The sequence below is a fragment of the Endozoicomonas sp. OPT23 genome (assembly GCF_009653635.1).
Taxonomy (GTDB): domain Bacteria; phylum Pseudomonadota; class Gammaproteobacteria; order Pseudomonadales; family Endozoicomonadaceae; genus Endozoicomonas_A.
Genome location: NZ_PPFD01000006.1, coordinates 139117 through 165456 on the forward strand (window position 1 = coordinate 139117; position 26340 = coordinate 165456).

The 26340-nt window shown below is 44.5% G+C and carries 18 protein-coding genes; 5 read left to right on the forward strand and 13 right to left on the reverse strand.

Annotated elements, in window-relative coordinates:
• Positions 1-76: 76 nt before the first annotated feature.
• Genes EOPP23_RS14595 through EOPP23_RS14605 form a run of 3 tightly spaced genes read right to left on the reverse strand, consistent with a single transcriptional unit; the run spans position 77 to position 2494 of the window.
• Positions 77-1039: a biotin-dependent carboxyltransferase family protein gene (locus EOPP23_RS14595; RefSeq protein WP_153766745.1), complete on the reverse strand. Its 963-nt coding sequence runs from the start codon at positions 1037-1039 to the stop codon at positions 77-79.
• The gene (pxpB, locus tag EOPP23_RS14600; RefSeq protein WP_153766746.1) at positions 1029-1748 is read right to left on the reverse strand and encodes a 5-oxoprolinase subunit PxpB; all 720 of its coding nucleotides are present in this window, start codon (positions 1746-1748) and stop codon (positions 1029-1031) included. The genes EOPP23_RS14595 and pxpB overlap by 11 nt, the downstream gene beginning before the upstream one ends.
• Positions 1745-2494: a 5-oxoprolinase subunit PxpA gene (locus EOPP23_RS14605; protein ID WP_153766747.1), complete on the reverse strand. Its 750-nt coding sequence runs from the start codon at positions 2492-2494 to the stop codon at positions 1745-1747. The genes pxpB and EOPP23_RS14605 overlap by 4 nt, the downstream gene beginning before the upstream one ends.
• A gap of 305 nt (positions 2495-2799) precedes the next feature.
• On the opposite strand from EOPP23_RS14605, the gene EOPP23_RS14610 reads away from it, so the two are divergent.
• The 5 genes from EOPP23_RS14610 (at position 2800) to EOPP23_RS14630 (ending at position 7763) form a co-directional block, all read left to right on the forward strand.
• Entirely contained in the window at positions 2800-3780 is a 981-nt protein-coding gene (locus EOPP23_RS14610; protein WP_153766748.1) for a TRAP transporter substrate-binding protein, read from the forward strand.
• A 49-nt stretch (positions 3781-3829) separates the two neighbouring features.
• Positions 3830-4351 (forward strand): TRAP transporter small permease, encoded by a 522-nt coding sequence (locus tag EOPP23_RS14615; RefSeq protein ID WP_153766749.1) that lies wholly within the window; start codon positions 3830-3832, stop codon positions 4349-4351.
• The gene (locus EOPP23_RS14620; protein WP_153766750.1) at positions 4348-5649 is read left to right on the forward strand and encodes a TRAP transporter large permease; all 1302 of its coding nucleotides are present in this window, start codon (positions 4348-4350) and stop codon (positions 5647-5649) included. Before EOPP23_RS14615 ends, EOPP23_RS14620 begins: the two co-directional genes overlap by 4 nt.
• 50 nt (positions 5650-5699) lie before the next feature.
• Positions 5700-6251 (forward strand): winged helix DNA-binding protein, encoded by a 552-nt coding sequence (locus EOPP23_RS14625; RefSeq protein WP_228550733.1) that lies wholly within the window; start codon positions 5700-5702, stop codon positions 6249-6251.
• 234 nt (positions 6252-6485) lie between these two features.
• Complete coding sequence (locus EOPP23_RS14630) at positions 6486-7763, forward strand: hypothetical protein (protein WP_153766751.1); 1278 nt, start codon at positions 6486-6488, stop codon at positions 7761-7763.
• Positions 7764-8048: 285 nt separating this feature from the next.
• On the opposite strand, the gene EOPP23_RS14635 is transcribed toward EOPP23_RS14630, so the two are convergent.
• The 10 genes from EOPP23_RS14635 to EOPP23_RS14680 all read right to left on the reverse strand — a co-directional run bounded on the left by EOPP23_RS14635 (position 8049) and on the right by EOPP23_RS14680 (position 26153).
• A complete protein-coding gene (locus EOPP23_RS14635) occupies positions 8049-8387 on the reverse strand; it encodes a YajD family HNH nuclease (protein ID WP_135512722.1) in 339 nt (112 codons plus the stop codon).
• 591 nt (positions 8388-8978) lie between these two features.
• Positions 8979-10115, reverse strand: coding sequence for an HNH endonuclease (locus EOPP23_RS14640; protein ID WP_153766752.1), 1137 nt, complete (start codon positions 10113-10115; stop codon positions 8979-8981).
• Positions 10112-10816 carry an OmpA family protein gene (locus tag EOPP23_RS14645; protein ID WP_153766753.1) on the reverse strand — a complete coding sequence of 235 codons (705 nt, stop codon included), beginning with the start codon at positions 10814-10816 and terminating at the stop codon, positions 10112-10114. Before EOPP23_RS14645 ends, EOPP23_RS14640 begins: the two co-directional genes overlap by 4 nt.
• Positions 10816-12525: a hypothetical protein gene (locus tag EOPP23_RS14650; protein ID WP_153766754.1), complete on the reverse strand. Its 1710-nt coding sequence runs from the start codon at positions 12523-12525 to the stop codon at positions 10816-10818. Before EOPP23_RS14650 ends, EOPP23_RS14645 begins: the two co-directional genes overlap by 1 nt.
• A 358-nt stretch (positions 12526-12883) precedes the next feature.
• The gene (gene pglZ / locus EOPP23_RS14655; protein WP_153766755.1) at positions 12884-15490 is read right to left on the reverse strand and encodes a BREX-1 system phosphatase PglZ type A; all 2607 of its coding nucleotides are present in this window, start codon (positions 15488-15490) and stop codon (positions 12884-12886) included.
• The gene (locus tag EOPP23_RS14660) at positions 15487-17436 is read right to left on the reverse strand and encodes a DUF262 domain-containing protein (protein ID WP_153766756.1); all 1950 of its coding nucleotides are present in this window, start codon (positions 17434-17436) and stop codon (positions 15487-15489) included. The genes pglZ and EOPP23_RS14660 overlap by 4 nt, the downstream gene beginning before the upstream one ends.
• A gap of 62 nt (positions 17437-17498) precedes the next feature.
• Complete coding sequence (locus EOPP23_RS14665; RefSeq protein ID WP_153766757.1) at positions 17499-19208, reverse strand: UvrD-helicase domain-containing protein; 1710 nt, start codon at positions 19206-19208, stop codon at positions 17499-17501.
• Positions 19209-19419: 211 nt separating this feature from the next.
• Entirely contained in the window at positions 19420-23064 is a 3645-nt protein-coding gene (gene pglX / locus EOPP23_RS14670; protein WP_153766758.1) for a BREX-1 system adenine-specific DNA-methyltransferase PglX, read from the reverse strand.
• A 243-nt stretch (positions 23065-23307) separates the two neighbouring features.
• The gene (locus EOPP23_RS14675) at positions 23308-24546 is read right to left on the reverse strand and encodes a hypothetical protein (protein ID WP_153766759.1); all 1239 of its coding nucleotides are present in this window, start codon (positions 24544-24546) and stop codon (positions 23308-23310) included.
• Complete coding sequence (locus EOPP23_RS14680; protein ID WP_153766760.1) at positions 24543-26153, reverse strand: hypothetical protein; 1611 nt, start codon at positions 26151-26153, stop codon at positions 24543-24545. Before EOPP23_RS14680 ends, EOPP23_RS14675 begins: the two co-directional genes overlap by 4 nt.
• Between the last annotated feature and the right edge of the window lie 187 nt (positions 26154-26340).

Sequence of the window (26340 nt, forward strand, 5' to 3'; positions counted from 1 at the left end):
GTATGCGACTGTCGTAGGTTGTGTTGGGTTTCGTGTCTCAACCCAACCTACATTCATAGTCATACGGAAATAAGAGTTAGCTTGATGAGAAAAAGCGGTTGAACACTAACCATTCAGCCTGAGCCTGCTCCAGTGACACAGGAGTAAAAGATACAGAGCTGCCCGGCTGTCGTTGTGCCAGCTGGCTTAGACTTTGGCGACTGATACAACCAATTTTTGGGTAACCACCCAGTGTCTGCCTGTCCTGCATCAAAATAATAGGTTGACCATCGGCGGGGATTTGAACAGCACCCAATGCGATACCTTCTGAAATGATGCCAGTCAGATTGTCCGGTAACTGAATCCGTCCTTTTTCAAGCTGAAAGCCCATACGATCAGACCGTGAAGAAACCTGGAAGTCCTGACTGTAAAAATGTCTCATAGATTGTATGGAAAAAAGCTTATGTTGATACCCTTCAATCAGGTTCAATTTCAATGGCTGCGTGTAATCAGGAATAAATTGCTCAGGAACCTTTCTGGTATAAAAGCTGAAGTCTGGGCATTCAAAGGCAGAAAGAGAATCTCCCTGTTGCAAAGCGCCTCCATTTAAGCCTCCCAACCTGTTTCGTACAACGGTAGAGGCACTGCCAAGAGTTGGAGTGACCTGAAAACCATTATTGATGGCCAGATAGCAGAACCTTCCCTGACCATTGGCACAACCTGCAAACTTTATTCGATCGCCCGGCAACGCCTGAAAATTGCTCCAGTTTGTTAGGGTTTGACCATTAATAGTCGCTTTACCATTTGCGCCAGTAATAGATAGCTGAACGGGAATCAGTGCTTCAAACTCTGCCAGACCCAGCGCAATCTCGATAACAACAAAATTACTGCTATTGCCCAGCAGATAATTCGCCCAGTGGCTGGCATGCTCATCGGCTGCACCACCTTGGCTCAGGCCTGACTGCCCTACTCCCAGCCTGCCCTTATCTTGTAACAAACACTGCAGACCAGCATTGACTACTTTAATAGCTGGTTTCACAACAGGTACTTCATTCACCATGCCAGCGCTGTCCTCCTGACTTAAGGTATTCTTCCAGTGAAACGGGTTTGAAGCGGACACTGTCACCGACACTGAAAGGCGTCATTGGTTCACTGTCTGGATTAAACAATGCTGTTGTGCAGTTAGCGATAATTTGCCAGCCACCGGGTGAATCCTGAGGGTAAACAGCTGTTTGTTGATCAGCGATTCCGATACTGCCCTTCATGACTTTCTTTCGAGGTGTTGAAAGTCTTGGTAAAGCAATCCGTGAATCAACAGAAGCGAGGAAAGCAAAACCCGGAGCAAAGCCAATGGCACAAACCCGATATACACGGCTGCTATGGATTTCAATCAACTCGTCAACACCGAGTTTCAGTGCAGTTGCTGCAGATTCAAGATCAGGTGCGACTTCCGGATGATAGCAGGCAGGCAGTTCAATCTGCTTTCCCTGACCTGTTGCGGCAAGCGAAGCTTCTGGCATCGTCTTAAAGGACGCTAACAGGTTTTGTTTTACCGTAAGGTAATCCAGCTGCAAAGCGTCGTACTGAATATAGAGAGACGAATACGAAGGAATAATCTCTATCAGCCATTCGAACGCCAGCGATTGAAAATAGCTGCAACTGTTTCCAATAAGAATGGCTGTTTCTTCACTGATGCTGTCGGCAAAATAAATCATCAAACCTGTTTCCGAGACGGGTTCAATGTGAATCTGGCTGAGATCGAGACTCATGCCAGTGCCTCTCTAATTCTTTGCACTACGGCAATAGATTCAGGGTTATCTCCATGAACACAAAGTGTGTCTGCATTCAGTGGCAATCGATTCCCCGTATCAGTAATAACAACACCTTCAGTGGCAATCAGTCTGGCCTGCTTACAGATAATATCGGAATCATGATGTACGGCTCCCGACTGACTTCTGGGCAACAGTTGGCCTTTATCGTTATAAGCACGGTCAGCGAATGCTTCAAAAAGCAGTTCAACGTTTTTAGCTTTGGCCAGAGATAGATAGTTCTGATTATTAGCTGTTGCCTGAATCATCAGTCTTACCTGACCATTAAAACTTGCAGCTGCATCCAGAATGGCTTCAAACACCTCCTGCTTATTCATCATGTCATGATACAGCGCACCATGAGGTTTGATGTAACTGACTTCAGATCCATAAAGCTGGCAGATTGCTTGCAGAGCACCTACCTGATATTGCATCAGGTGAGTAATGGACTCAGGAGAGTGTGGAATAGAACGACGACCAAAACCTGCTTTGTCGTCATAACCTGGATGTGCACCAACGGTCACGCCATATTCAACAGCAAGCTTGACAGTTTGCGCCATGGTATCGGGCTCTGAGGCATGAAAACCGCAGGCGATATTGGCCATATCAACAAATACCATAACTTCCGCATCACAACCCATTTGCCATGGACCAAAACTTTCGCCCATATCACAGTTAAGCAGCAGGTGTTTTTTTCTATCCGTCATTGAGTCAGCTCTTAATTATTTTTGATAGTGCTATCGTAGTTCGTTGGAGGGGAATATCAGGTGTTTTCCTGTCAACGAGTACACGATTATGGCTTATCATCCTGTTCAATAACGACAAATGATAGTTTATCGTACGTATCGCATGCAAATCGTATACGTAGTATTGACTAGATACACCATCAAAGTATAGTTTTGTACAGAACAGTGCTCGTCTAGCATTGCCTTATTGAAACTGCCTGAACTCTGATCAGAGCGCTTTCAGACATAAGAGTTACTGGTCAACAATAATTAGAAAGGAAGAGACCATGAAACGCCTTTTTCGTAAAGTTGCTCTCACAGCAGCTATCACAGGTTCCATACTGGCCACGTCGGCACAGGCTGAAATTCGCTGGGATATGCCTACTCCTTATGTAGACAGTATTCACCACACCCAGAATATTCGTGAATTTGTTAAAGACATTAATGCAGCCACTAAAGGCGAATTAACCATTAATGTTCACTCGGGTGGTTCACTGTTTAAACATAAGGAAATTCCCAGAGCTGTTCGTTCCGGACAAGTACAGATTGGTGAAATGCTGATTGGTATCATGGGTAACCAGAACCCGATCTTCAAACTCGATAACCTGCCCTTCCTGGCGACCAGTTTTGATCAGGCAGAAAAACTGTGGCAGGTTTCTCGCCCTGAAGTTGAGAAAGCGCTGGATAAAGAAGGTATGAAACTGCTTTATTCTGTGCCATGGCCACCGCAGGGTATTTACAGCAAAAATAAGATTGCAGATGTAAAAGATCTTAACAGCACCAAGATGCGCGCTTACAGTGCCACGACTTCTCGTCTCGCCGTACTGCTTGGTGCCTCGCCAACAACGGTTCAAACTGTTGAAGTACCGCAGGCATTTTCTACCGGCATTATCGATACCATGATCACCTCTCCAAGCACAGGCGTCAGTAGTCAGGCCTGGGATTATGTCAACAACTACACCGATGTTCAGGCCTGGTTGCCTAAGAATATGGTTGTGGTGAACAAGCGAGCTTTCCGTCGTCTGCCTAAAGAACTACAAAACAGTATTGTGACTGCCGCAAAAGCTGCAGAACAACGTGGCTGGGATAAGGCTCGTAAAGAAACAGCACAAAAAACAGCCGAGCTTTCCAACAATGGGATTCAGGTTGCCCTGCCGACTGAACACCTGATGGAACAGCTGAATCAGGTTGGTGAAACCATGACCAGTGAATGGCTGAAAGAGTCTGGCTCTGCAGGCCAAACCGTTATCAGCGCTTACAAAAAGTAAAAAGCTGACACAGACGCCAGCATTCGCTGGCGTTTTCAGGAGTATTCAAATGCGTAAACTGCTCGACTGGGTATACAGGATGGCCGGTGCTGCTGCAGCATTGTGTATCGTTCTGGTCTGCCTGTTAATTCTTGCCCGTGTCAGTGGTCGATTGATGGGCATTGTTGTTCCATCCAGTGATGACTTTGCCGGCTTCTTACTGGCAGCAGCCAGTTTTCTTGGTCTTGCCTATACCTTTCAGACGGGCGGACATATACGAGTCAGTCTGTTTATTTCCAGATTCAACGACAGCTTTGCACTGCAGGCTGAACGCTTTACGTTAGTTATGGCCTCAGTATTGATCGGCTATCTCAGCTGGCAGCTTGTTTATCTGGTCTGGGAATCGAAAATCTACGAAGAACTGTCATCAGGATATATTCCAGTCCCTCTCTGGATCGTTCAATTGCCTATGGCAGTTGGCATGTGTGTGTTCTGTCTATCCATATGGGATCAAACCGTTCAAAGTTTTATAAAAGGCAAGCGATTGCCTCTTTCTGAAGATGAACAACTGGCCGCTGGAGTGGATGAATGAGTGTTATCACTATCGGCATGATTTTATTGTTTGCCCTGTTTGCATTGCTGGCATCGGGTTTCTGGGTAGCCCTGTCATTATTATCTGTCGGTATTATTGGCATGATGGCTCTGGGCAATGACAGCTTTGGTCTTATCTATGCCACGACTACCTGGGGCGCTGTATCTGACTGGTCTCTGGCCGCTTTGCCACTGTTTATCTGGATGGGAGAAATACTGTTTCGAACCCGATTGTCTCAGGATTTGTTTGACGGCTTATCACCCTGGCTGCGACGTATTCCTGGCCAGTTGTTTCACGTAAACATTCTCAGCTGCGGTATGTTTGCAGCTGTTTCCGGTTCTTCTGCGGCAACCGCTGCAACCATTGGCCGCCTTACTCTCCCTGAACTTAAACGACAGGGTTATGACGACAAGATGGCCATTGGTACTCTTGCCGGCTCCGGTACATTGGGTTTGCTGATTCCACCGTCCATTATTTTGATTGTTTACGGCGTAGCAGCAGAAGTATCAATCGGACGTCTTTTTATTGCTGGTGTAATACCTGGGCTGACACTGATAGGCCTGTTTGTTGGTTTTACCGCAGTATGGTCAATGCTCAATAAGGAGAAAATGCCGAAGCCTGATTATTCTGGTGCTCTCTCAAAACGCAGAGCACTGATACGTCTGGTTCCGCTGGCTACTTTAATTCTGTTTGTATTAGGTTCTATTTACAGTGGTATCACGACACCAACGGAAGCCGCTGCATTTGGTGTACTTGGGTCACTGGTTCTGGCCTGGAAATCCGATGCACTGGATTGGCAAAACTTTAAAGCCAGCCTGATGAGTGCCATGCGAACCTCCTGCATGATCATTCTTATTCTGGCGGGCGCAGCTTTTCTGACAGTGGCTATGGGCTTTATTGGTATTCCCCGAATGCTGGCTGAATCCATTGCTGATATGAACCTGTCTATCTATATGCTGCTACTACTGCTTACTCTGATGTTTGTTGTGCTGGGTTGTTTCCTTGATGGCATTTCGGTGGTTGTTTTAACGACATCTGTAGTTCTTCCAATGGTGTTGCAGGCCGGCATAGATCCGCTCTGGTTTGGTATCTATATTGTGCTGGTTGTGGAGATGTCACAGATAACACCACCAGTTGGTTTCAACCTGTTTGTTATCCAGTCTCTTACTGGTCGTAATATTTTTTATGTGGCAAAGGCCGCTCTGCCCTTCTTCTTCCTGTTGATGCTTGCTGTCGTTATGATAGTCGCCCTGCCGGAGATGGTGACCTGGCTGCCTGCTAAAATGACTGCGGGTTAAAATGTTAGAGATTTTCAGGGCTGTGCAAATGCATAGCCCGGGAGCTGGAATTGAATAATAAGATTAGTAGTAACAACAGCCCCGTTGAGCTGGATGAGAGACAAACTATTTCAATTGTTTCTTCTTCTCATCTTGCCGATGACAAGGGCTTGCCTCTCAGTGAGTTCGAATACGCCCTGACTATGGTGAATAATGCATTTCAGCGCTGGATGGTTTGCTGCAGTAACTCGGCCAACCACCAGGAATTAAGCCCGCTGGATATTTTGATTATTCACAACATCAACCACCGAGAACGGGCAAAGCGAATTGCGGATGTTGCGTTTACTCTGAACATTGAAGATGTACACACAGTTTCTTACTCCGTTCGAAAAATGCAAAAGAGCGGTTTGTTGCAGGCTACTAAAAAAGGCAAAGATAACTATTATTCTCTGACTGAAAAAGGTCAGGAGTTTTGTGCAGAGTACCGCCGTATTCGTGATCTTTGCCTGATGCGCTCCATGGAGCAACTGCAGCTGGATTCCAGCCTTGGAGATGTAGCAGCCATGATGCGTACCCTTTCCGGGCTTTATGATCAGGCGTCTCGGGCTGCTCATTCCTTGTAACTCTTCTCCTACAAAATTCGACCTCTTCCTGTAAACACGCACCAAAGCTCGCTTTGGTGCCATCACTTTTCCTTTACTGATCCAGTTTGAGAAGTTCGATATATTTAAAAAAACAAATAGGTATGATTGTATAAAAGGGTAATACTTAGCTAATGGTTTTAACAGCTCTTATATTGATCAATTACTAACCGCTAATAGAAAGTAGCGTTAGATACATACTGTTAAGGGCGTTTTATGGCTAATATCGACGGTGCAAAAAACTCACGAACCACTACTCCTGACAGAACCGTTGAGAGTAAAACAACCAGGCTTACGAAACTTAAACGGTTTCTGGGCTTCAGCCGAATTCAGGTTATTAATCTACCTCGCTCAGAACTACCGAGAGCCAGTTCTTTCATACATACCGACCCTACCCGACTCAAGAATAGAAATATCACCCATGAACAAGCCACTGCTTCATTAAAACATCACCCGGAAACTGATTCTTCCCAGCGATCAAACACTGGCAGTGAAAAGATTACGGCTCTAAGCTCTCTCAGAAATAACTACGAAGGCTTTCGTGCTAACAGAGCTAATATCAAAACCTTACTGAAAGACCTGTCACAGGGAAATACCTGGAAAACCGAGGGTGAAAGCAATCAAAGTTACCAGATCAGAATAAAGCTCGCGCTGGTGTTAAGCGGGATAGCGAAACAGGATCATCACGGTGAGCCCTCTTCTCGCCGAACGACAAACAGACCAATAACAGCACATCAACTCAATAAGCTTTCTGTGGCACTGAATCAGCCTATTGAACATTTGCTGATATCCGCTCATAAACATGGATCAATAGATAACGTCAGACTATTAAATGACCCCGTAGTTTGCACAGCTCTTGGTGAAAGTGCCGGTTTGGTTCCGATAAAATCATCCTCAGACTTTCATGACAGATATCAAATGCTGCGGGATTACTTCGTCATAGGAGAAGGCAGTCAAACCCATGCAGCGACAGGATCTATAGAAGCTGGAAACCTCGGAAGGTATCTTCCTGAGCTACCCGAGCGTAAACAACTAACAGATTTTCAGCTCGTGCAAATTGATCGCAGTCGTGCGGCCGGTTTGAGAGAAGACGCTACTGAGGTGACAATCAGCCCTCCAGGTATAAAGTTTGATACAGAAAGCAAAGTTATTGTTCCCTATCAGGCTGATAATAAAGAACACCGCTTTCTGGCATTGCTGAACGAACTTTCTTACACCTGCTCATCATACTGCCAGGGACAAACTGCCACTAACCTGGAAAATGATAATGTTGATGCCGCTGAAGACTTCAAAAGGCAAAGCTCTTCACTGGACCGGGTTGTTCATCATGCATCTCATACAATGATGAAAAAGGCATTTCCTAACCAGATTACAACTAACCACTATCAGCAGCTTGTTCTGAAAGCAAAAGGAGCAGAACATGCTCAATGGAATAGTGATATGACACAACCCAGAGGCGGTTGGACAGATACTCAGCCAATCAGACTAGGATAGCTGACCCACTGTCTTCTGTTCTGGAATCAACTCTCATGCCATTCAGGATTAACTATGAAGAGAACATTTATAATAATTATGATATTCATTTGGTTAACTGGCTGCGCACTGATCCCGGACCTTCCTGGACCGATTGGCATTCCCGGAATTTAAGAGATCACTCTTTGCCTGCAAGCGCTCCTTGCCTGCCATAGCCAGTGAACTAACGGCACTGATTTTATCAGAGGTTGGTTGCAGATTGTTTCATGGGATCTGCAGCCAACCACTAACGAACGTTTCTTCAACTCACTTTTTATCCATCATCGCTTTCAGGTTAGCGAAAGGATTACCTGTAGCCACATCCTGGTTAAGATCAGAACCCGCCTTAACAGTCGACCCGTACTGGTGAGCGTCACTGTATTTTGAGTGTTCATTATCATGGCAATAGAGACACAGAAGTTCCCAATTAGAACCATCGCTTGGGTTATTACTGTGATCGTGATCGATATGATGCACAGTCAACTCACGAATTTTGGAGTATTGAAACTCACGAGCACAACGACCACAAACCCATGGAAAGAGTTTGAGCGCCAGGTCCCGGTAGCCCGTCTCAAGCGAAGCGTAATTCTTTGGAATAATAGCCATACTGCTCTCTTGCTGAATGAATACAATAAATTCAATTTGACCGAATTCTATTGTAAATCCAGAGTTTTTTCATTAGCCGTTACTGAATCACTCTACGCTCGTGAGTATTGGACTTCTTAGCGTTGTAGACGAGCTCGGGCTGTAAGCTTTGCCTGCACTTACGACAAAGATCTCGCTGTATGCTTCGAGAAACATACTCCTCTCAAACTCGAGTAAATGCAGCTTCCATTTTTCATAAGTAAAAAAAAACGCCATTACTTTCGTAATAGCGTTTTTTTATCTAGAATTTCCTACTACCTCTAGTTTTAAGAAATTACTTTCATCTAAACTAGAAATTATTTTTGATGGTGAGAAGCACAAATTATGACCCCTGATTGTCCTATAAAATGGCCAGTATCATGCATATAACCCCATGAATGAGAAACATTCCTCCAAAGAACCTGTCCGAAACTCTGTTTTTTTTATATAAGCTGTCCGTTTTCTCTTTAAAAATAATGGCCGGAAAATAGCCAAATAAGGTGTCCGTTTTCAAAATGACGCTGAGTAACCGAACATATGAAGTAATATGCTTGGGTACTCAGTACTTTACTTTTAACGAACCTGCTTCTGAAACTGATCAAACTGTTTCATCGCCGCTCCCAGACTGAAAACTGTCCATCCCTCAGACTGAAGTAATGACTGATCGTCTGGCTTAATCAGTACAGCTACCTTGCTTCTTGGCCAGGCCAAATCAATGGAGACTACCTTTAGACCAGACTTCACCATTACCCCGAGGTCTGGAATCGGTAACTTGTAGCGACGGCACTTACTGTTCAGCCCTTCAAGAGCTGTATCTGAAAATTCTTCAAGCCTGTCGTAGTCAAAGACATCGAATTTGTGCTGACTTCGTCGTAGGTTATTTATTGTAAGAGCATTCTCACGGCTAACATGCAAATGACCATGATGAGGTTGTTTTTTATGACAGGCAGCGCACAAACCACGGAGATTTTCTCTCCGGTTATCTGTTTTATTGCCATTGATGTGATGAACATGGAGTAAACCAACATGATCTTTAAGGTCAACTCCACAATGTTCGCAGTTATAATTTAATTGTCGACGAACTCTAGCTGAAATGGCTGGCCAGTTTGAAGTATAACCAGACTTTGCTGATTCACTCGACGCAGGTAGACTTTTGAAAAATGAACTGTAGCTCTCAAAAAAACTTTCGAAGTTAAAGTCAGAAAAAACTGTATTTTTATCTGCCCAAGGAAGGTCATCATAGCGCTGATAATTCAGTACTTTCAGACAATTCTTACACACTCCTAAATCAGCATCACCTTCAATAGTCTCCCCAGTTTCAGGACTGGAACCAAACACAGGGAACATTCCATCCATACGACTTATAACGTCATAACGCCCAAATCGGCCAGTATTTCTCATAAGTTCTAGCGTTGAACACTCGGCAATATGAATGCGTCGACCTTGCTTGCCATCATTTAATACAGCAAGGATGTCGTCTCCTTGATCCGGGATATAGAGCATCACCTGATGCCCGTTATAGTTCAGAATACCCTGAGTGCCATCAATATCTTCGAGTTGAATATCACGCCCTAACACCTGACCTTTCAGTAGGTCTCCGGCTATAGATACCAACTCAGTGGCTTGGCTAGTAATATTGAATTCGAGTACTGTATGTTTTAAAGGTGCAACAGCTCTATGTAAGGCACTAAAATCGATTGAAAGCTTCAAGATTCAGCCTCCAATATCCGTTTGATCTGTATGTCCGCATTAGTAATAGCTCGGAATGACACGCGCCTTGAGCGTCTAGCGTCTTCCTGCCCATTCTTTTTCAGGATGAGTCGTGATGAAGAAAAGCCTACTGCGGCGATATTGCGTTTTATCCATGCTGTTTCATGGGGAACAATCCCATAAAGGTAATACAGAACAGAACGTGTACGACCTTGAGACAGCGACATATTTTTAAAATAGGCGGCTTTTTCCGTACTATTAGCATTCCAGGCGCTACTGGTGTGACCTTCTATTCGAACTTCATCCAGTGATTTTCTGAAAGGCTTTAACACGGCCAGATAGCGAGGAAAGAAGTCATTCAGAATGGACTGAAAGCTAGGCTTTAATGATATTTTTCCGATATCAAACAGGACTTCCGGTGACTTGAAATTGAAAGACAACGTTTCCTTGTCTATTTCAGCTCCCCAGCGTGTCAGATCGTCTTCAAATTCAGCTGTAAGAGCGTCATAAATAGCGACCTGATTCTCCTGGTAAGCCACTGCAACGCTTTTAATCTTTTCGTTTTCTTTCTGGGTATCCAGCATAAAAACAATGGCGATAAACAGAAACACCATCATTAAACCAGCCATCAGGTCAGAGATAGTGAGCCAGTGTTCACCACTTTCACTATCGCTTTTCTGCGTTCCGAAAATCTGTTCCATCAAGCGGCCTGCCGTCTAACAATTTCATTCATAGCCTGGGTTAGCTTGATGTAGTCATCCGTGAACTTACCTGTTACCTGGGCTAAAGCCTGCCCCATTTCAGTCATCACTCGAGTGACTTCCTGCTGCATAGACTGGTCGATCAGTTTCAATTGGCTGTCCACCGCTTCGCCGGTCATACCTACCTGCTGGCGAACCTGCTCTTCCATTGCATCGAAAGTCTTTTTAGCTTGGTTTACTTGCTGGGTAGCAGCCTGTTCAAGCATTTCACCCAATTGTTTTTGTAATTGCTCTGTTGACTTCAACATAGCGTCGCGTACATCCCCGGTATCGGTCACCAGATTCTGATTGGCTTCGTGCATGGTTTTATTGATGGACTGTGCATCAACCACCAATTTTTCGATCATATCCCGAACAGTACTGTTCAATTCACTGACGGTATCGCTAAGGTGCTGCTTGATAGTTTCCGTTTGTTTTTGTAGGTAATCAGAACTGGTCTGCAAGCTTTCATTGGTACGAGCTGTATTATTAGTAAACTCAGTAGCTGCGGAATCAATGGTCTTACCAACCACTTCGATGCCTTTTTCAGTTTCTGTTGAGAACTTGCCCAACAAATCTTCTGAAGTTTGAATATGGTTTTGGATATAACGATCAGATTCAGTCAATAACTCTTTATAGTGCGTATTGGCGGTAGTAACAGCCGCTGAAATATCAGTTACGGTTTCTTCCACCTGACGACGGATCTCTGGTACAGCCTCTACTGCTTTGTCACGCATATCCTTGAAGGCTTCCAGATGCTGCTCAAGTTCACCTAGCTGCTGCTGGTTAACGGTCATAACATCATGAAGATCTCTCATGGTTTCAGGAATTAACTGGGTTTTATCACTGATATGAGCAACGGATACTTCTGTTGCAGTAATAGCCTGTACACCTTGTTCATACTGCAGGTTCATCTGTTCCAGCTGCTGTCTATAATTATCCTGCCACTCCACGAGCTTATAAACGGCGTCGTTCAGCTGTTTGAAGTTTTCACCAAACTGTTCAGTAAGATTGTTGTTGAAATCAACAATCACCTGCTTCAAAGCTTCAATCACTTGTTCAGTAGCAGATTTTGACAACGTATCGGCAAAATCCTGCATCTTCAGCCAGAGTTTGTCGGAGAACTCAACAAACTGCTCCTGCTGCTTATCAAACTGTTCAGTAGCCAGATTGCGGGACATCTTCATATTATCATTCACATCACCGCGCATGATCTTCAGCTGCCCAACCAGAGTTGACTCTTCATTACCTACCAAAGATTCCTTCAACTCTTCAGTAGCTTTTAACTGCGCCTGCATCGTGGCAAGAATCTGTTCGGGTGAGGCTTCACTGCCTGATTCTTCCAGTTGTTTTGGTCTAAGCCAGGGAGTCGTTGTTAGTGTTTTCAGCAGCAATGATCCCAGCATGCCTGCAAGACTGGTAAAAAATGCTGTTTTAAGGCCAGCAAGAAGCGGTGGAATACTGGTTTCAATATTATTCTGATCAAACGCCATCAGTCCAAGGACAATACCGAAAAACGTGCCAAAGATACCCAGCGTCGTTAAAAGAGTTGGCGCATAGTTAACAAACTCACTGGCTTTACCTTGTTTTCGAAACACTATTGCTGTGATCAGCGTCAGAATGATAAAAGTCAAAAAGACTATATTAATTGTTGATTCCAGGAATTCCATCTATGACCTTCATGCACGGGTGACCGGTTAATTCTTCAAAGACTAACCATAAAGACTGGGATAAGGGCTGAAATAAAAGATTAAAGCCCTAACCTTAAGCGCAGTGGATACTACCACTTAGTACTACCGTTCGCCCATGAGAGAGATGCGGTCCGTTTTACGTGTTTTTTGCCCTGTATTAGAACTCTAATGACTACAAAGGAATGAACTATCTGTATTGACCCAAGTGACAAGTACTATTTATCGTGACTTTCCTATTGACCGTCATAGCCAGCCTTATTCGAAGACTGGCTATGACTATGTTAAATGCCTGCTTTCTCAGAACTATAAAGAAATCATATTCTATAAATACGACTAGTCAGAAAAAATCATCCTCAAAAGCCAAGTCAATATTCACGCTGTACTGGCTGTACTCCATATTGGTTTCTGCATCCACCAGCTTCAAGGTATAAACCGCTGTACGGTCAAAATCCGAACCAATCAGTTTAAGGCGAGCTTCTCGGGTACGGTCTGCCATATTGTCGGACGCACTATCAAATACTACGGTTTCTTCGCTGGAAACAGTGTTCCCTTGAGCATTTATAATGCTGCAAACAAGAGAACGGGGGATAAACAGCTCCGACACAGCGTCAGTTTGCAAGAAACGAACAGTGTCTATGTTATTGACCAGTTTTATCGGCTGACTGGCAGCAACAGCGCCCACCTTTTGTCTGGTTTTCTTTTCAGCTTGCTGTTTTTGCAACGGTTTTATAACCATTACAGGTACGCAGATTTCCTGAGGCATTGCACCGCCATGCACAAATCGGGCACCACCCATGAAATGAAAACGGTTAACGCCCTTTGGCAATAAAAAGCCGGTATCACAACTGGTACCTGCTGTTACTGAAACAGAGCCTTTCCAGCAATTCTCTTCAGAGGGCAGGTTCGTGCCCAGAATGTAGCGTTTCTTAGCTTCGAAGGCGCTGTCAGGTCGCTGAGTCAGAGCGGTTTTATCAGCAGATACCAGTGCCTGTTGTCTAAATAGAAAGCCATGGTCAGCCGTCAATACAACACGGCTGGCATTCAGCCGGTTGATAATACGACCCACCAGGTCTTCAAGCTCGCCGATTGCATCACGACAGGCTTTCAGGGTTTTATCTTCAGTAGCGGCTTTATCGCCAGTCGCATCAATCGTGTCGTGATAGATATACACGACATTTGCATCTCGTATCTTCTCTCGGCCTTCCTGATTAGACCAACCTAACAGCTCTTTTGCTGACACAGCCATACCCTGATGAGCTACCAGTATTTTATTGCGATTTTCAAGGCCGGCAGAAGACTGACCATCTACAAACACCGTAGCGTTTTGCCGCTGGTCATAGGCCAGTTCTTTATGGGGCAGTAGTGAAGCCATACCTAACTGGGTGTAACTTGGTAATACACCCTGCTGAGAACCTAATTCTGCCTTGAAGCGCTTATGTCCATTGATCGTTCTGGAAAGCTCTTCTGCCACTTCGTATCTAAGGGCGTCACTAACAACAACAAATACCCGTTTAACCTGAGACTGATTCAGTGCCGACTTCACTTGATCCCTGAAGAAGTCCTGCTGAGATAAAGTCCCGGCTATACGCCAATAATCAATGCTGCCCTGCTCAGTTTGTTGCTGTTCCAGTAACCTGTCCCAGGTGAGTCCCAGCTCAAACAAATACCAATTACAGTAAAGCTCTTCAACGGCCTCATCCAGCTGCCTGAGAATATCAGCGCCTTTTGCCTGAACCTTGTCTGCATGCTCATTAAACAAACGATAAAACTGGTCAAATCGGTACAGGTCCGATTCATACGCTGAGTAAATGGCTTCTATCGATTCAAACGCAAAGCCCTCATTGTATCTTTTACGTATCTCAAACAAGTCACTGGCTGCTTTCAGGGCCTGGTAGATAGCCGTATATTCCGGGCGTATTAAACACCAGTGTCCGGTCATCCTTTGAGAAACAGCATTATCAAACTGGCTACGAGTCAGTGACGGGTCTGAAGTCAGAACAATAGTAACCAAGTATTTGATCACCGCCTGCTCAACGCTTTCAAATGTTGAGCAGTTCAATAAAGATTCAAGAGAACTGTTGCGGATATTACTGGCTACATCCAGCTTATTTTCCAGGTCAGCTGAAATCTTGTCGTATGACTTCGCAAACCGTCGGCTGTCACGCCAGCCACTCATAAACGCAATAGCCGTAGCACGCCCAGATGCTGTCGGTAATACGTTGCTGTTCAGCCAGTTTTTATGATCTCCCTCAAGGGAGTCCCATAACTCGGTAGAAAATAACTTAAGCAGTAAATCGGAAAGAGACGGCTCTTCAGATATGTAACCAAATTGTTCAGCCGCTACAGAAAACAGCGCTGGAAGAAACCCTTGCTTCTCGAGTTTACGACAGAGCGTTTGTGTATTGGACTCGCTGTCAAAAGTATCTGCATACTCGAAAAATAACTTGAGAAGAATCTCGTCGAAACCTGATGACTCTGTGCCCACCAGTACCGCCATCATTTTCAAGTCCAGAGTTGACTCAGACTCAGACGCATCCACTCGTTGTTTCAAGGCGTCCAGTCGTTTTCTGCTCGCAAAAAATGACTGTCGTTGCTGTATATGCCTGCGTAATGACATTTGGCTGATGCCCAACTCATTCAGCAGCATCGAACTTGCATCAGCGTAAAACTGGGTGCTGTATAGACGGATATCCAGTAACCAGTCACTTTCCGGATCGGGTAAATCATCGGCGAAATACAGCAAAAAACGACTTTCAGGTTCATCCAGCTCTATCCGTTTCTTTACTTCGAACGTAGACAAGCCATCCATTGTAAGAACAGTCACTTCAGGTAGTAACAGCGACTCGATGCTCTCTTTAAAGCTCTCTTCAGGGTCATACCAGAAGACAACCCTGTGATTCTGAAACTTGGCCTCTAAGCCCTGTTTCAGTTGTTCAATGTTCATTCTTCATCCTCGTCAGAGTCATCCTCTGCACCAAGATAGTCATCAACAGACCAGCGCTCCATGGCAAACTTAACATAGCGCTCCTCCTGTCGATCACAAAGTTCACTCGCTAATGAGCTGTAGTAATTTTTTGTCCTTCTCATCTCAGAAAGTTCTTCAAGAGCTTCTTCAGTATCATCTTTTGTCAATTTGACATGCGCTAATTCAGTTATTTGGTGGTCACTATTCTCACCGAAATAGACGGCTATCTTATCCTCAATATCCTGGTTACTGGACTGGATATTAATTCCTAGTTCCAACAAGCAAAAATTACCTAAGCGGCGTTTTTGAAACTGATCCTGAAAACGGTCGTTTTCACCTTCATTACTGCGGTTTTCAGTAGCCCATATATGTTCAACAGAAAAATAATCATTGGTCTTTTTGTCTGACGGTTTGAGCAGTATCCGATCAATGCTGATGGTTTTTTTGGGCTGTAGATATGACTCGTAGCTCATAAGAAAGTAGCGCAGACCCGTCCATTTATAAAAATCCATCCAGTTTTCATTTTCATCAAGATAAAATGATTCTTCAAACAACCCGTCACTGCAATGATGTTTAATGAACTGAACAAGCATAACTTCTAACCACAAGTCATAGTTGTTTATGTTCCTATCACTTGCAGCGAAGCTCCACTCTTCTTGCCATGGGAGATTTTCATAATATTCAATTGCATAACCAAAAAGGTCCCCCTGTCCTGTATCTGAGCGTTTGGTAATATTATTTGCCAGATAGACCCTGAAATTGAGTATTTCCAATAATTTCAGGTGGTTCAAAGCAGCTGAACCTTCTCCTTTGCTCCTGATTAAAACAGCCAGAATCAGAGGCATGATTGAGGCGTGGTGGTTCTGAGCACGTAGCAGTTCAAGACTGTCAGCGAGTTTTTGTTCCAGCTGGACAGTTTCAGGAGCGTAGAGTGCTTTATACCAGTAAGCTGCGGACGTCATGAAACTAACAAAACTTTTTAGTTGCTCACACGCATCGGCCTTAGATTCATTCGTCTGACAAATAGAATCCACATCAAACTTCTTTTTTAACTCTTTGTAGGAGTTATGAGATTCACTCTTATTAAATTGGAAAAAGACAATGGCACAATAACGCAGGAAAGCTGATTCTTCCTGATTTGACGTTTTCCCTGCGGCTGTCAGTCCCCGTAAAATTTGAGCCCATGAGTCATTAATATACTCACGTAACTGACCAGTTCCCATTTTGGCACAGCAGTAGATAAGGTAATTTTTAACTTTTTCCAGCTCGCTGAGATCCTTACCCCTGTTATTGATTACTTCAAACATAATCCCGACTTCAGCATCATGCATAGGAGCATAAACTATAAACCCTAGTCTTTTCAGAACAACATTTAGCAATTGTTCCAATGTTGATGTGCTATTTTTCAGGTGTCCATTGATCCAGCGTTCTATGATTTTTCGAGCTGATAATAGGTTTTTATGAGCATTTAATGTCGCCGGATACTCTCTTTCGCTCTCGCTACCGAGTACTACATTTTCAAAAAATACTCGGGTTTCATTATTAAGCTGTAATACAAAATACTCATTACCAACATCACCCCTACAGTGATAAAGGCTCTGTAATTCTTTAAAATACTTCTTGTCTTCAACCTTATTGATAAGACAACCCACTATAATAGCCAGCGTCGTCAGCCGTTGTTGTCCATCAACAACCTCATAAACAGGATTGTCATTGTGATTACCGGCTGCCGTAACTACCAATGTGCCCGTGTAATGGCTTGAAATTACTTCAGACTCTAATCCAAGCAAGTGATCAATATCTTTAAGAATGTCATCGACCTGGGGCTTTTCCCACGCGTAACCGCGCTGGTAATCAGGAATTCTAAAGTAACTGTTCGGTAGGATTTCGGATAAAGACTGAAGCGGTACACCCACTTTTTTCATTATTACTTCCATGATCGGCTGGGTTTATTCCACTCCAGCCGAGATAAATGTCATTAAGTTAATCAGCTTACCGTTTCAAAAAACTCAGCCGGAATATCATCAAAAAAACGGCAAAATGGATCAGAACCCACCAATGTCACACTCTGTTTGGCACGAGTCAGCGCAACATACAGGATTCTACGCATCAGGTTCATTTCATCAGGTCTGTCTTCTTCAGGCAGGGCTTCGAGCAGGCGACCTGGGTATTGAGCGTCGTGTAACCCCATAACAACCACATGATCAAATTCAAGCCCCTTAAGTTGGTGATAGGTAGTTACAACCACTCCTCCACCGAATTTACCCAGGCTGGCCCCCTTGGCATTTTTTGCCTTCACACCCAGCTTTTCCAAAGCCTTGGTGGCTGGATATAACTGCCGTGTAAAGGGTAATGCAACAGCAACGGTGGTTGTTCGCATCAGCTTAAACTCACGGGCAATATGCTCGTAACCCCGTTCATAAGAGTGCCTGGGGTCAGAACCAATTACCCGTGTAACCACAGGACCATTTTTTCTCGGCGCTACGGGGACGGTGTAATCAGAACTTGCTGTCACATCGTTATCTTTTAAAAGACATTCAGCTACTTGCATAATCTGGCGAGTAGTTCGGTGGCTTGCAGAGAGTCTACGGGAACGTCCCCCCATCACCTGTATACCCACTGAGGACCAGGTGAAGCTTCGGCGATAGATTTTTTGCGCAAGATCGCCCGCAAGACTCAACGACACTCTGGGGATTTTTACAGCGGCCAATAACCAGCTTTTATCAAAATCCTGAACCTCGTCAACCATCACATGATCATATCTGAGGCTTTCAGGAAGATCTGTCGCCTGCTGCTCCATAAGAGCCCTTAAAATCAGCCCGGCCGGGTTGTCATAGTCTTCCTGTTGAGTCTCTTCCAGCCACTCCTGATACAATTCGAAAACGAACCAGACAAATCTACGGTCTTCATTTGAAACACGAATCGCCGTTCCCCGGCCAATACGTTCAATATCAAGGTATTCATTAAGGTGAGTGACATGCTGACCAAATAACCAGGCTATTTCATCACTCCACCAGCCAAGCAGGTGCGGAGAAGCTTTTAGGTCATAAAGGCGGTGTTCACCCAGCTCGTCACGCCCTTCTTCAATCAGTTTTTTAAGCTGTTCAGTCCGTGACTTACTATTAATCCAACCGACAAAATCAGCACCCAGTTCTTTGGCTGCAACCCGAGACCAGTCATGAAAGGTTCGGACATCAATATCCCCTTTCATGCCTGCCTGTTGAAAAGCATTTTTCACATACGCACAAAGAGCCGTGTTATAAGTCAAAAACAGTAAGCTGCCCTTGTTCATAGCAGACAGCATTCGGCCTGCCCGAGCCGCAAGAACCGTTGTTTTACCGCTGCCTGCTTGCCCCCTGATCAGCAAGTGCTGGAAAGGGTCAAGGTCGATAATGGATTGCTGTTCAGGAGTAAAGGTGATCGTTGGCTGTGCAGGCTCAATGGGCACGACTACGGATTCAGTCGTTTTAGGCTTAGAAACATTCGGTGAAGAGTGCCCAACTAAACTCCATTGATAGGAACTGTCTACGGAAGTCTTCTCTCCCGACTTAAGGCGGTATAGAGCAGAATTTACATCACTGCGATCAACATGAAGACCGAATTCATCAGCAAGTACACTTGCAAGTTTTCGTGCCTTCACTGGGGCATGTAGTGATAAAAGCTTCAGTAGTTGCCGTTCAAGTACCGCCTGATCCATAAACAGATGCCTCTGGTTTTCCTTAATAGAAGTTTTCAGCCGTGTATAGGTTAACAAATTTCACACGCCGCGCCTTGTTAAAAGCGAGCTAAGAGTTAGATTCATTACCGTGATGTTTTAACACAACCAGCAGGATAAAAATTTCCGTTTTCTCTGCACCAACAGACTCTAAAGCAGAGCCCGTCGATACACGAGAATAAAAGAGATGAAATCAAGCAGGTTTCTTGCCAGTAACCGCCTTCACATCATGAAGCAAACCACCAAACTTGCCGTAGTTCACCTTCACCCCATCATCCAGATCCAGCGAAATTCGCCTATCCGCATAATGCTTCAGGTTGTCATCAAAGGCGCGCAGTTCGGTGAGCTTTTTCTCCAGCGCGGTTTGCTGCTTTTTCAGCTTATTGGCTTCGGCGGTGCTGGAGGCACGCTCAACCTGTTCGTCCAGCTGTTGCAGGGTTGCATCGTATTTGCCTAACAACGGTGTGACATACTCGGTACGCATCCGTGCCAGTGTGCCTTCGTTGTAACGGTGCAGGTAGACCAGACACTCAAAGGCTTTCTGTTTACCCGAGCTGAACAGCCAGTAGATCGGGCGTTTTTTGTAGGTGCGCAGATGATCTTTGTAGAACTGGGTAGACAGATAACGACGGATGGTTTCCAGTGCGCCTTCGGTCTTTTTCGGTTTGATGCCGTACAGGCAGAGGCTTTGGGCGACAAAGTCCAGATTTTCGTTAACGCTCTCCTCACCCCAGACGGTTTTTACAAAGTCACGGAACCGGTTGGTGGCGTCGTCACCAAACCAGGGTTCGTCCAGCATGGGAATAATACCGTCGTCGTCTGCCGGGAAAGTCTGGTAGGCGTTTTCTTCCACTAGTTTGTTGAAACCTTCGTTACCGGCATGGGCGTAGACCAGACCTTCACGGTCGAGGGAATAGCGGCCCATCATGCAGCCGATGCTGTAGCTGATGAGTTCGGCTAGGGTGTCGGATTGGAAGCGGTTTTCCAGCTCTTGATCGGTAGCGTTTTTGCTGTTGTAGCGGTAATGGGGGTTAACTGTTAAAGTGATCTGCTCAATAGGAATTGAGTTTGATATTTCATTTTCAATTTTGGCAATTTTATTTATTTCACTAAAAATAAGTATTTCAATTTCTCGACAATAATGAACATTTTTAGAGGAATTAACTTTGAACAGCTCATAAGCGCTTGGAATACTCTTCACTTTAAGTTTTACAAGTGAATTTAATTTGCACCCCCACGCTCTCTCAAACCCATTCCAATCCTCACGGTGATATTTTACTAAATCACATACTTTATCCTTTAAAGAATCATTGAAGTTCACAACAACAGGTATTTTTTCTAACTCACCACTCGTAAATGACATTGAAGGAGTAAGCATTGACAAACATTCATGCGATAAATTTGAATTCATTTGAGCAAGAATAGACTCCCTCGAATAATTCGATTTTAAGAAACCTGACCTGCCAGTATCATCGAATGTAAAACCGCTATCCATCCATCTTGCCGCAAATCTACCGGATGATAGCTTCGTCCATGTTACTCCTGACTGAAAATATTTCTCAGTATTTCTTGGTGCTGATCTTAATTTCCCTTGATCATTTCTAAAATTTCTTATCTCATAGCCATCATTTTCCCAATTGACAATAATTGAGTTATTTCCAAACCATTTTCTGAATTCGCCGCCACTATTACATGGAAACCACTTCTTATTACTAATTTTGGCTTCTTCGTTGCTTGAAGCACAATATTCAATATTTTCTATTGATACCTCAAACCAAAGCCGTTGGAATTTCTCATTATCACCTGTAGACATACCTGCATTTAGATCTAAACATTCAGATAAAAGTTTGCCTGAAAATAGATTTCTGAAATCATGACTAACCCAATAAGAAATTGGACATCCCGGTATCTCTTTAAAATCCTCAGGCCTCGCTTCAAAGAACCAGCTACATGTTCTATTTTCAATTGCTTCAATAGTTTTAGGTGCTTGGCTAAGGTGTCCTTTGAAGTCTGAAAGCCTTATATATCCGCCAGTAAAGCCACTCAGATGTTGTTTACTAATGGTAAATGTACATACTGGAATACATGCTGGAGCAAATGCATTGTACTCAAGCTGAATTAAGCTTGTTAAAGTGTGCTTATTAACTATATCCTCACGGAGTTTTTCGTAAGAACTTAAAAACATCCATACATAAGGGGTAACTAATCCAAGATCAGCGCTTTCAACTCCTAACTCTAAACAACGTTCTATAAAAATGGAAAACAGATCAGATTTACTATTTGGGTATTTTGTTTTCGAAAGAATCTTTAAATCAGCATTCATACCCTTACCACCCATATACGGCGGATTTGCCACAACCGCATCATACCGCTGAGCCAACACCCAAGCCTGCCGCACAAAAGGCACCAACACCTTAGCCGCCGGTTTCTGCACCGTATCCCCTCTTTCAGCCAGCTCCCGCAACTGATCCAGCAAAGCTTTCAACGGTTCAGCCAGTGACCCAGGCACATCAATCAGGGAACCAAAGGTTTTCGCCTGTTCAAACCGTTGTAGAATATCCGCCAGCAGTTGATAGTTTTCATCCTGCACTGCTATCTCAGAGCCTGTTTCCTCAAACAAGCCTGTTGATGTGCCATGCCCTGCTTTACCTGTCAGATTCAGCGCATTCCAAAGCTTTGGCAAATTCAGGTGTGCAGTTTCCTGCAATGACAAAATATTCAGTTTTATCTCACGGGTGAAGATACGACGGTCGTCGTTGCGAGCCATCATCATCAGGGCAAAACCCGCCAGTTGCGCCGCACGGTCATCAATATCCAGACCAAACAGGTTGTTTTCCAGAATCAGTTTGGGAATATCCCTTGGCCGCTCACCCTGTTCTTCGTAAATGGCTTTCAGTACGTTATAGGCTTCCACCAGAATATGACCGGAGCCACAGGCCGGGTCGAGCACTTTGATGGTTTTCGGGTCGATACTTTTTGGGGTGATATCTTTTAGTTGCTTATTAACTTCGTCCGTCTGTTCGGCAGGCTCGATGTAGTATTCCATCTCGCCTTTTATGGCGGAATCCGGATAGGTTTGCAGCCACTGGCGACCTACGGAGTTCTGTACCAGATATTTCACAATCCAGTTCGGGGTAAACAGCTGGGTGGCGGCGGGAATATCTTCGCTCTTCACCACCTTGCCAATGACTTCATCCTTTTTCTCGGAAATATAAAACTGATACAGCCAGCCAATGACTTCTACCTGCTGCCAGTCTTCTTCCGGTAGTTCGTTCACCAATGAACGAATCAGGGAATCGGTGCGGGTGAGGTTGTCGGGCAAGAGCAGTTCGGTTTCATCATCAATGGCTTCAAACAGAAACGGCATGGCTTTATGTAACTGATGACATTGCGCCTGCAACAACAGTCGATACAGTTCTTCGTCTTTGTTGTTGAGCTTGAGGTCGAGTACGGCGTTGCGGTCAACTTCCAGATCAGCCGCAGCATCGGCGGCGTGCTGCAAAATCTCAAAATCTTCCAGCACCTTCAAACCATGCCCAAGGTAGTCATGGACTTCCATATAACGAATGGCGCACAAGCGGTTGAACCAGCTATAGGCCACTTGTTCCATCAGTGCTTCAAAGCCCTGACGCTGCACTCGTTCCACCAGCCGCTGTCGTAAAGGCGCAAGGCTGGAAGAAAAGGTTTTGCTGCCAATCTGCATAACCTCACCAGTGACCTTTGCTTCGTCAATGGTGGTGTCTGAATGAATACCAAACAGTGTCGCTTTTGCGGTAACCGCATCAATAAAGGCCGTACGCGCTTTAGGCGCATACTTTTTAATTCGGGAGGTGTTCATAGAATCGAACCTGGAAATGGTCTCTTCGCAAGAGACTGAAACATAGAATGATTCTATTGTACCAGTGGATGAGGCTTCATAGGTAAGGCCGTGTGGCGCAAATTTTCAGGGTGATTTGATCCAAAGCTCTGGATGGGAGTGTGATGATTTTCGGGTATGCATTCCCATGCAGAGCGTGGGAATGCGATCACTGAGGCTGAGCCTGCCTGCCAGATTGGCTTATGGGTATTAGTTCTGACTTAATCAGATAACAATCACGCCTTTCAAAACCAGCCCGAGTACAACAATAGCGGAGCTGACGAGAACAAATCCTCCCCCACAAGCGTATCGTGTTGTACGAAGGTTCGACTCAAGTTGCTGTTTTTCTTCTTTCCAGTTTTGTTCCTGACGAGAAATGTCAGCCGCTCTCTGTGTCTCCAGAGCGTTAATCGACTCGGTCAATTTGCTGTGGCTGTCATCAAACCCGACGTTCAATGCTTTTAACCTGTCGTCCGTTTTTTCCTGCAGTGCCAGCAAGTCTTCTGATGTCTGACTTTGATTCGCGGTTACCTGTTGGCCCAGTGTCGATAAATCATGACCAAACTGTTTTTTCAGTGTCTCTATGGATTCCTGGTTTTCAATTTGTTGTCCGTCAAACAGCTTCCTCAACTCACTCTGGGCTTCCTGCCACTGGTTCTGTTGTTCTGCTAACTGTTGGTTTTGCGCGTTGCGATCGTCTTCCTGCTGACTGTTTAGTCGAGCCAAGGTTTCATCAATGACTGTCATCTCTTTTGACAGTTGCACATTATACTTTTCTCTGGACTGCTCTGACTCTGCAACCTGGGCAGAAAGCGCCTGATACTCACCAGACAGAGACTGCTGGAAATCAGTTAGTGTGGCATGCTGCTGTTGAGTAAGATGCGCCATCTTCTCAATCACATCTTCACGAAGAAACTTGATGACGGCCAGTCGTTCATCAAATTCTGCCAGCAAGTTCGTCTTCGTCGCTTTTACTTCTTTAGCAATCTGAATAAGCTTTGTCGCACCTTCTTCAGTCAAGCCTTTTAGCGCAAAATACTCTTTGACCAGCTTGTTCAATTCCTGATTTTGTTGTTCAAGATCTGTTTGCTGACTGGCGAGATCTTCAGAATTGCTTTTCAGCTGGGCCGTCTGCTTCTGAATTTTGGACTGCTGACTTTTCAGATCATCCTGCTGACTCGACAGCATTCTTGATTGCTCGATGCTTATCGCCATCAACTGCCCCAACTTCTTGGAGAAGCGAGCTTGTAGTTCCTGGGCATCCAGCTGAGCTTCTTCCAACTCATCCGAGTTCCACCAGCGGGCTATTGCACTTCGGCTTTCATGTTTCTCACGAGCATTCTTCAGGTTATCGAGTTCTTTGTAATCCGCAGTAAAGCTTGCAATCAGTTCCTTCACCTGCAGCTGACTTTTAAGGCTGTCTGGCAGATTAACCCCTGCCATGGATTTTATAATATTGCTCACTTTACATCCTGATTTTCAAGCTGATAACTATCCAGTAATGCATCCAGCTCTATCCCTCTGTCACGAGTGCTTTCATAGCCGGCTGATAACTGGTTTAAGGTATGAGTGCGCTCACCCAGTGTTCTGGACAAAGAATGTGACATCTGACGATAAGAGCGGGCAGTATCCTGAAGGTCTGCTTCAATCAACAGGTAACCTTCACCTATGGCCTGATATTGAACAGAGTTCTGATACTGACTTTGTATCCAGTTAGCCATCGACTGAATATTATTTTTAGTCGCATCAAGGTTCGATTCAATGGCTTGTAAAAATTCAGTACCGGAAGAGGACAGCCAATCAAAAAAACGATCAAGTCCATACATCATTACCGCAGCACTGATACCCGTCAGCACAGCAGTAACACCCGTAGCAAATATATCGCCCAGTGGCGCCAATACGGGCACTGTCAGAATAAATCCTTTAATCGCTTCTTCAAAAAACAGACCAAAGCCCGTGGTAATCACACCAGCCAATATCTTTGTGGCCTGTCGTGCAACTTCAATACGAGGGGTACCTTCAGGAGGGTTAATAACCAGTTTTACTGCTTTATAGATTCCGCTGATGCTCTCGCGGATAATAGTGACCACTTTGGCTGAAGTTTTGACGACAGTATTAATCATAAATGTCAGCAAGTTACTGATAAAACCTTGAATGCCACCACTGAAGGCCGCTTCCAACGCTGTTTTCATTTTGTTTTTAACCCGAACGGCTACCCTTTTGGCGGCCTGTAAAACGTGTTCAACAATGTTATCGATACTGCGGTTTTTGAAAATCACCGTAATTTCGTTAAAAACACCACTCACGAATTCATGCAGTAATACACCCATGGCTTGACGAAGGGCATTTTTCCCGGCTTCCGATGCTCCTGTCTGTAGCAGTTCTGTTCCCTGCTTCTGGATTTGAGCTTTTAATTGATCGGATTTAATGGCTTCTTTTGCGTCATTGTTGGTTTTTTCCATTAATTCAAGATCAACACCAAAGGACTCGGCATTGGTTTTACCTGGATCAGCCTTACGCTGGGCATTCGCCCATTCCATTTTTTCCTTGTCCTGAAGCGACTGATTAACGTTGCTTTCACAAGGTTTCAGGTTCGCATCCTGATTGGCCATCTGAATGCGCTCTTCCTGGTTCATATAGAGGTGAGATTCAGCAGCGGTCTCTATTGTTTTCGCAGCAACCACATGATCCAGATGCATTCTGCCGTCTTTCGGCAGTTCGTTACCAGTATAAGCACTGATGACCGGGTCATCAGATTGCAGGATATCTTTGCGGGTTTGACGGAAATCCCGATCGTATTCTTTTCTGTCGTAATTGCCGTTATTTTTCACGTCGTTATATTGTTCATAACGAGCCTGATCTTCAGCCGTTGCTGTCACTCCATTTTCAAAATTATGAAGCGTTGTAACATTGCCACCCTCTTTGTCGTCAAACATGGCTGGAGTAAGTCCAAAAGGGCCAACAATCTGTTGTAACACCTGGTTTCTGCAACTACTCAATAATTCATCAAGGCGCTGATTTCGTAATTCTGAACGAGTTAATACTGATGGATCCGTCCGGAAACCCGTCATTATTTGTTATCTCCAAGAGTTTTTAGTTTTTCGGTAGAACTGGTTTTTGAGAAAATGACCGTTCAGGAATACCGCTATGTCGAACATATACGACGAGGGTTATATTAACAGGCTAATAATACGAGATGGAGGGGTAAAAAAGGTATAAGCAGTTATTCTAAGTCGGTTGTGATAAAACAAGTACTTG

Coding starts and splice junctions, on each gene's coding strand:
- EOPP23_RS14605 (WP_153766747.1), bottom strand. CDS start 2,494: ATGACGGATAGAAAAAAACACCTGCTGCTTAACTGTGATATGGGCGAA.
- EOPP23_RS14645 (WP_153766753.1), bottom strand. CDS start 10,816: ATGGAACAGATTTTCGGAACGCAGAAAAGCGATAGTGAAAGTGGTGAA.
- EOPP23_RS14610 (WP_153766748.1), top strand. CDS start 2,800: ATGAAACGCCTTTTTCGTAAAGTTGCTCTCACAGCAGCTATCACAGGT.
- EOPP23_RS14665 (WP_153766757.1), bottom strand. CDS start 19,208: ATGGATCAGGCGGTACTTGAACGGCAACTACTGAAGCTTTTATCACTA.
- EOPP23_RS14615 (WP_153766749.1), top strand. CDS start 3,830: ATGCGTAAACTGCTCGACTGGGTATACAGGATGGCCGGTGCTGCTGCA.
- EOPP23_RS14635 (WP_135512722.1), bottom strand. CDS start 8,387: ATGGCTATTATTCCAAAGAATTACGCTTCGCTTGAGACGGGCTACCGG.
- pglZ (WP_153766755.1), bottom strand. CDS start 15,490: ATGAACATTGAACAACTGAAACAGGGCTTAGAGGCCAAGTTTCAGAAT.
- EOPP23_RS14620 (WP_153766750.1), top strand. CDS start 4,348: ATGAGTGTTATCACTATCGGCATGATTTTATTGTTTGCCCTGTTTGCA.
- EOPP23_RS14650 (WP_153766754.1), bottom strand. CDS start 12,525: ATGGAATTCCTGGAATCAACAATTAATATAGTCTTTTTGACTTTTATC.
- EOPP23_RS14595 (WP_153766745.1), bottom strand. CDS start 1,039: ATGGTGAATGAAGTACCTGTTGTGAAACCAGCTATTAAAGTAGTCAAT.
- pglX (WP_153766758.1), bottom strand. CDS start 23,064: ATGAACACCTCCCGAATTAAAAAGTATGCGCCTAAAGCGCGTACGGCC.
- EOPP23_RS14630 (WP_153766751.1), top strand. CDS start 6,486: ATGGCTAATATCGACGGTGCAAAAAACTCACGAACCACTACTCCTGAC.
- EOPP23_RS14680 (WP_153766760.1), bottom strand. CDS start 26,153: ATGACGGGTTTCCGGACGGATCCATCAGTATTAACTCGTTCAGAATTA.
- pxpB (WP_153766746.1), bottom strand. CDS start 1,748: ATGAGTCTCGATCTCAGCCAGATTCACATTGAACCCGTCTCGGAAACA.
- EOPP23_RS14660 (WP_153766756.1), bottom strand. CDS start 17,436: ATGAAAAAAGTGGGTGTACCGCTTCAGTCTTTATCCGAAATCCTACCG.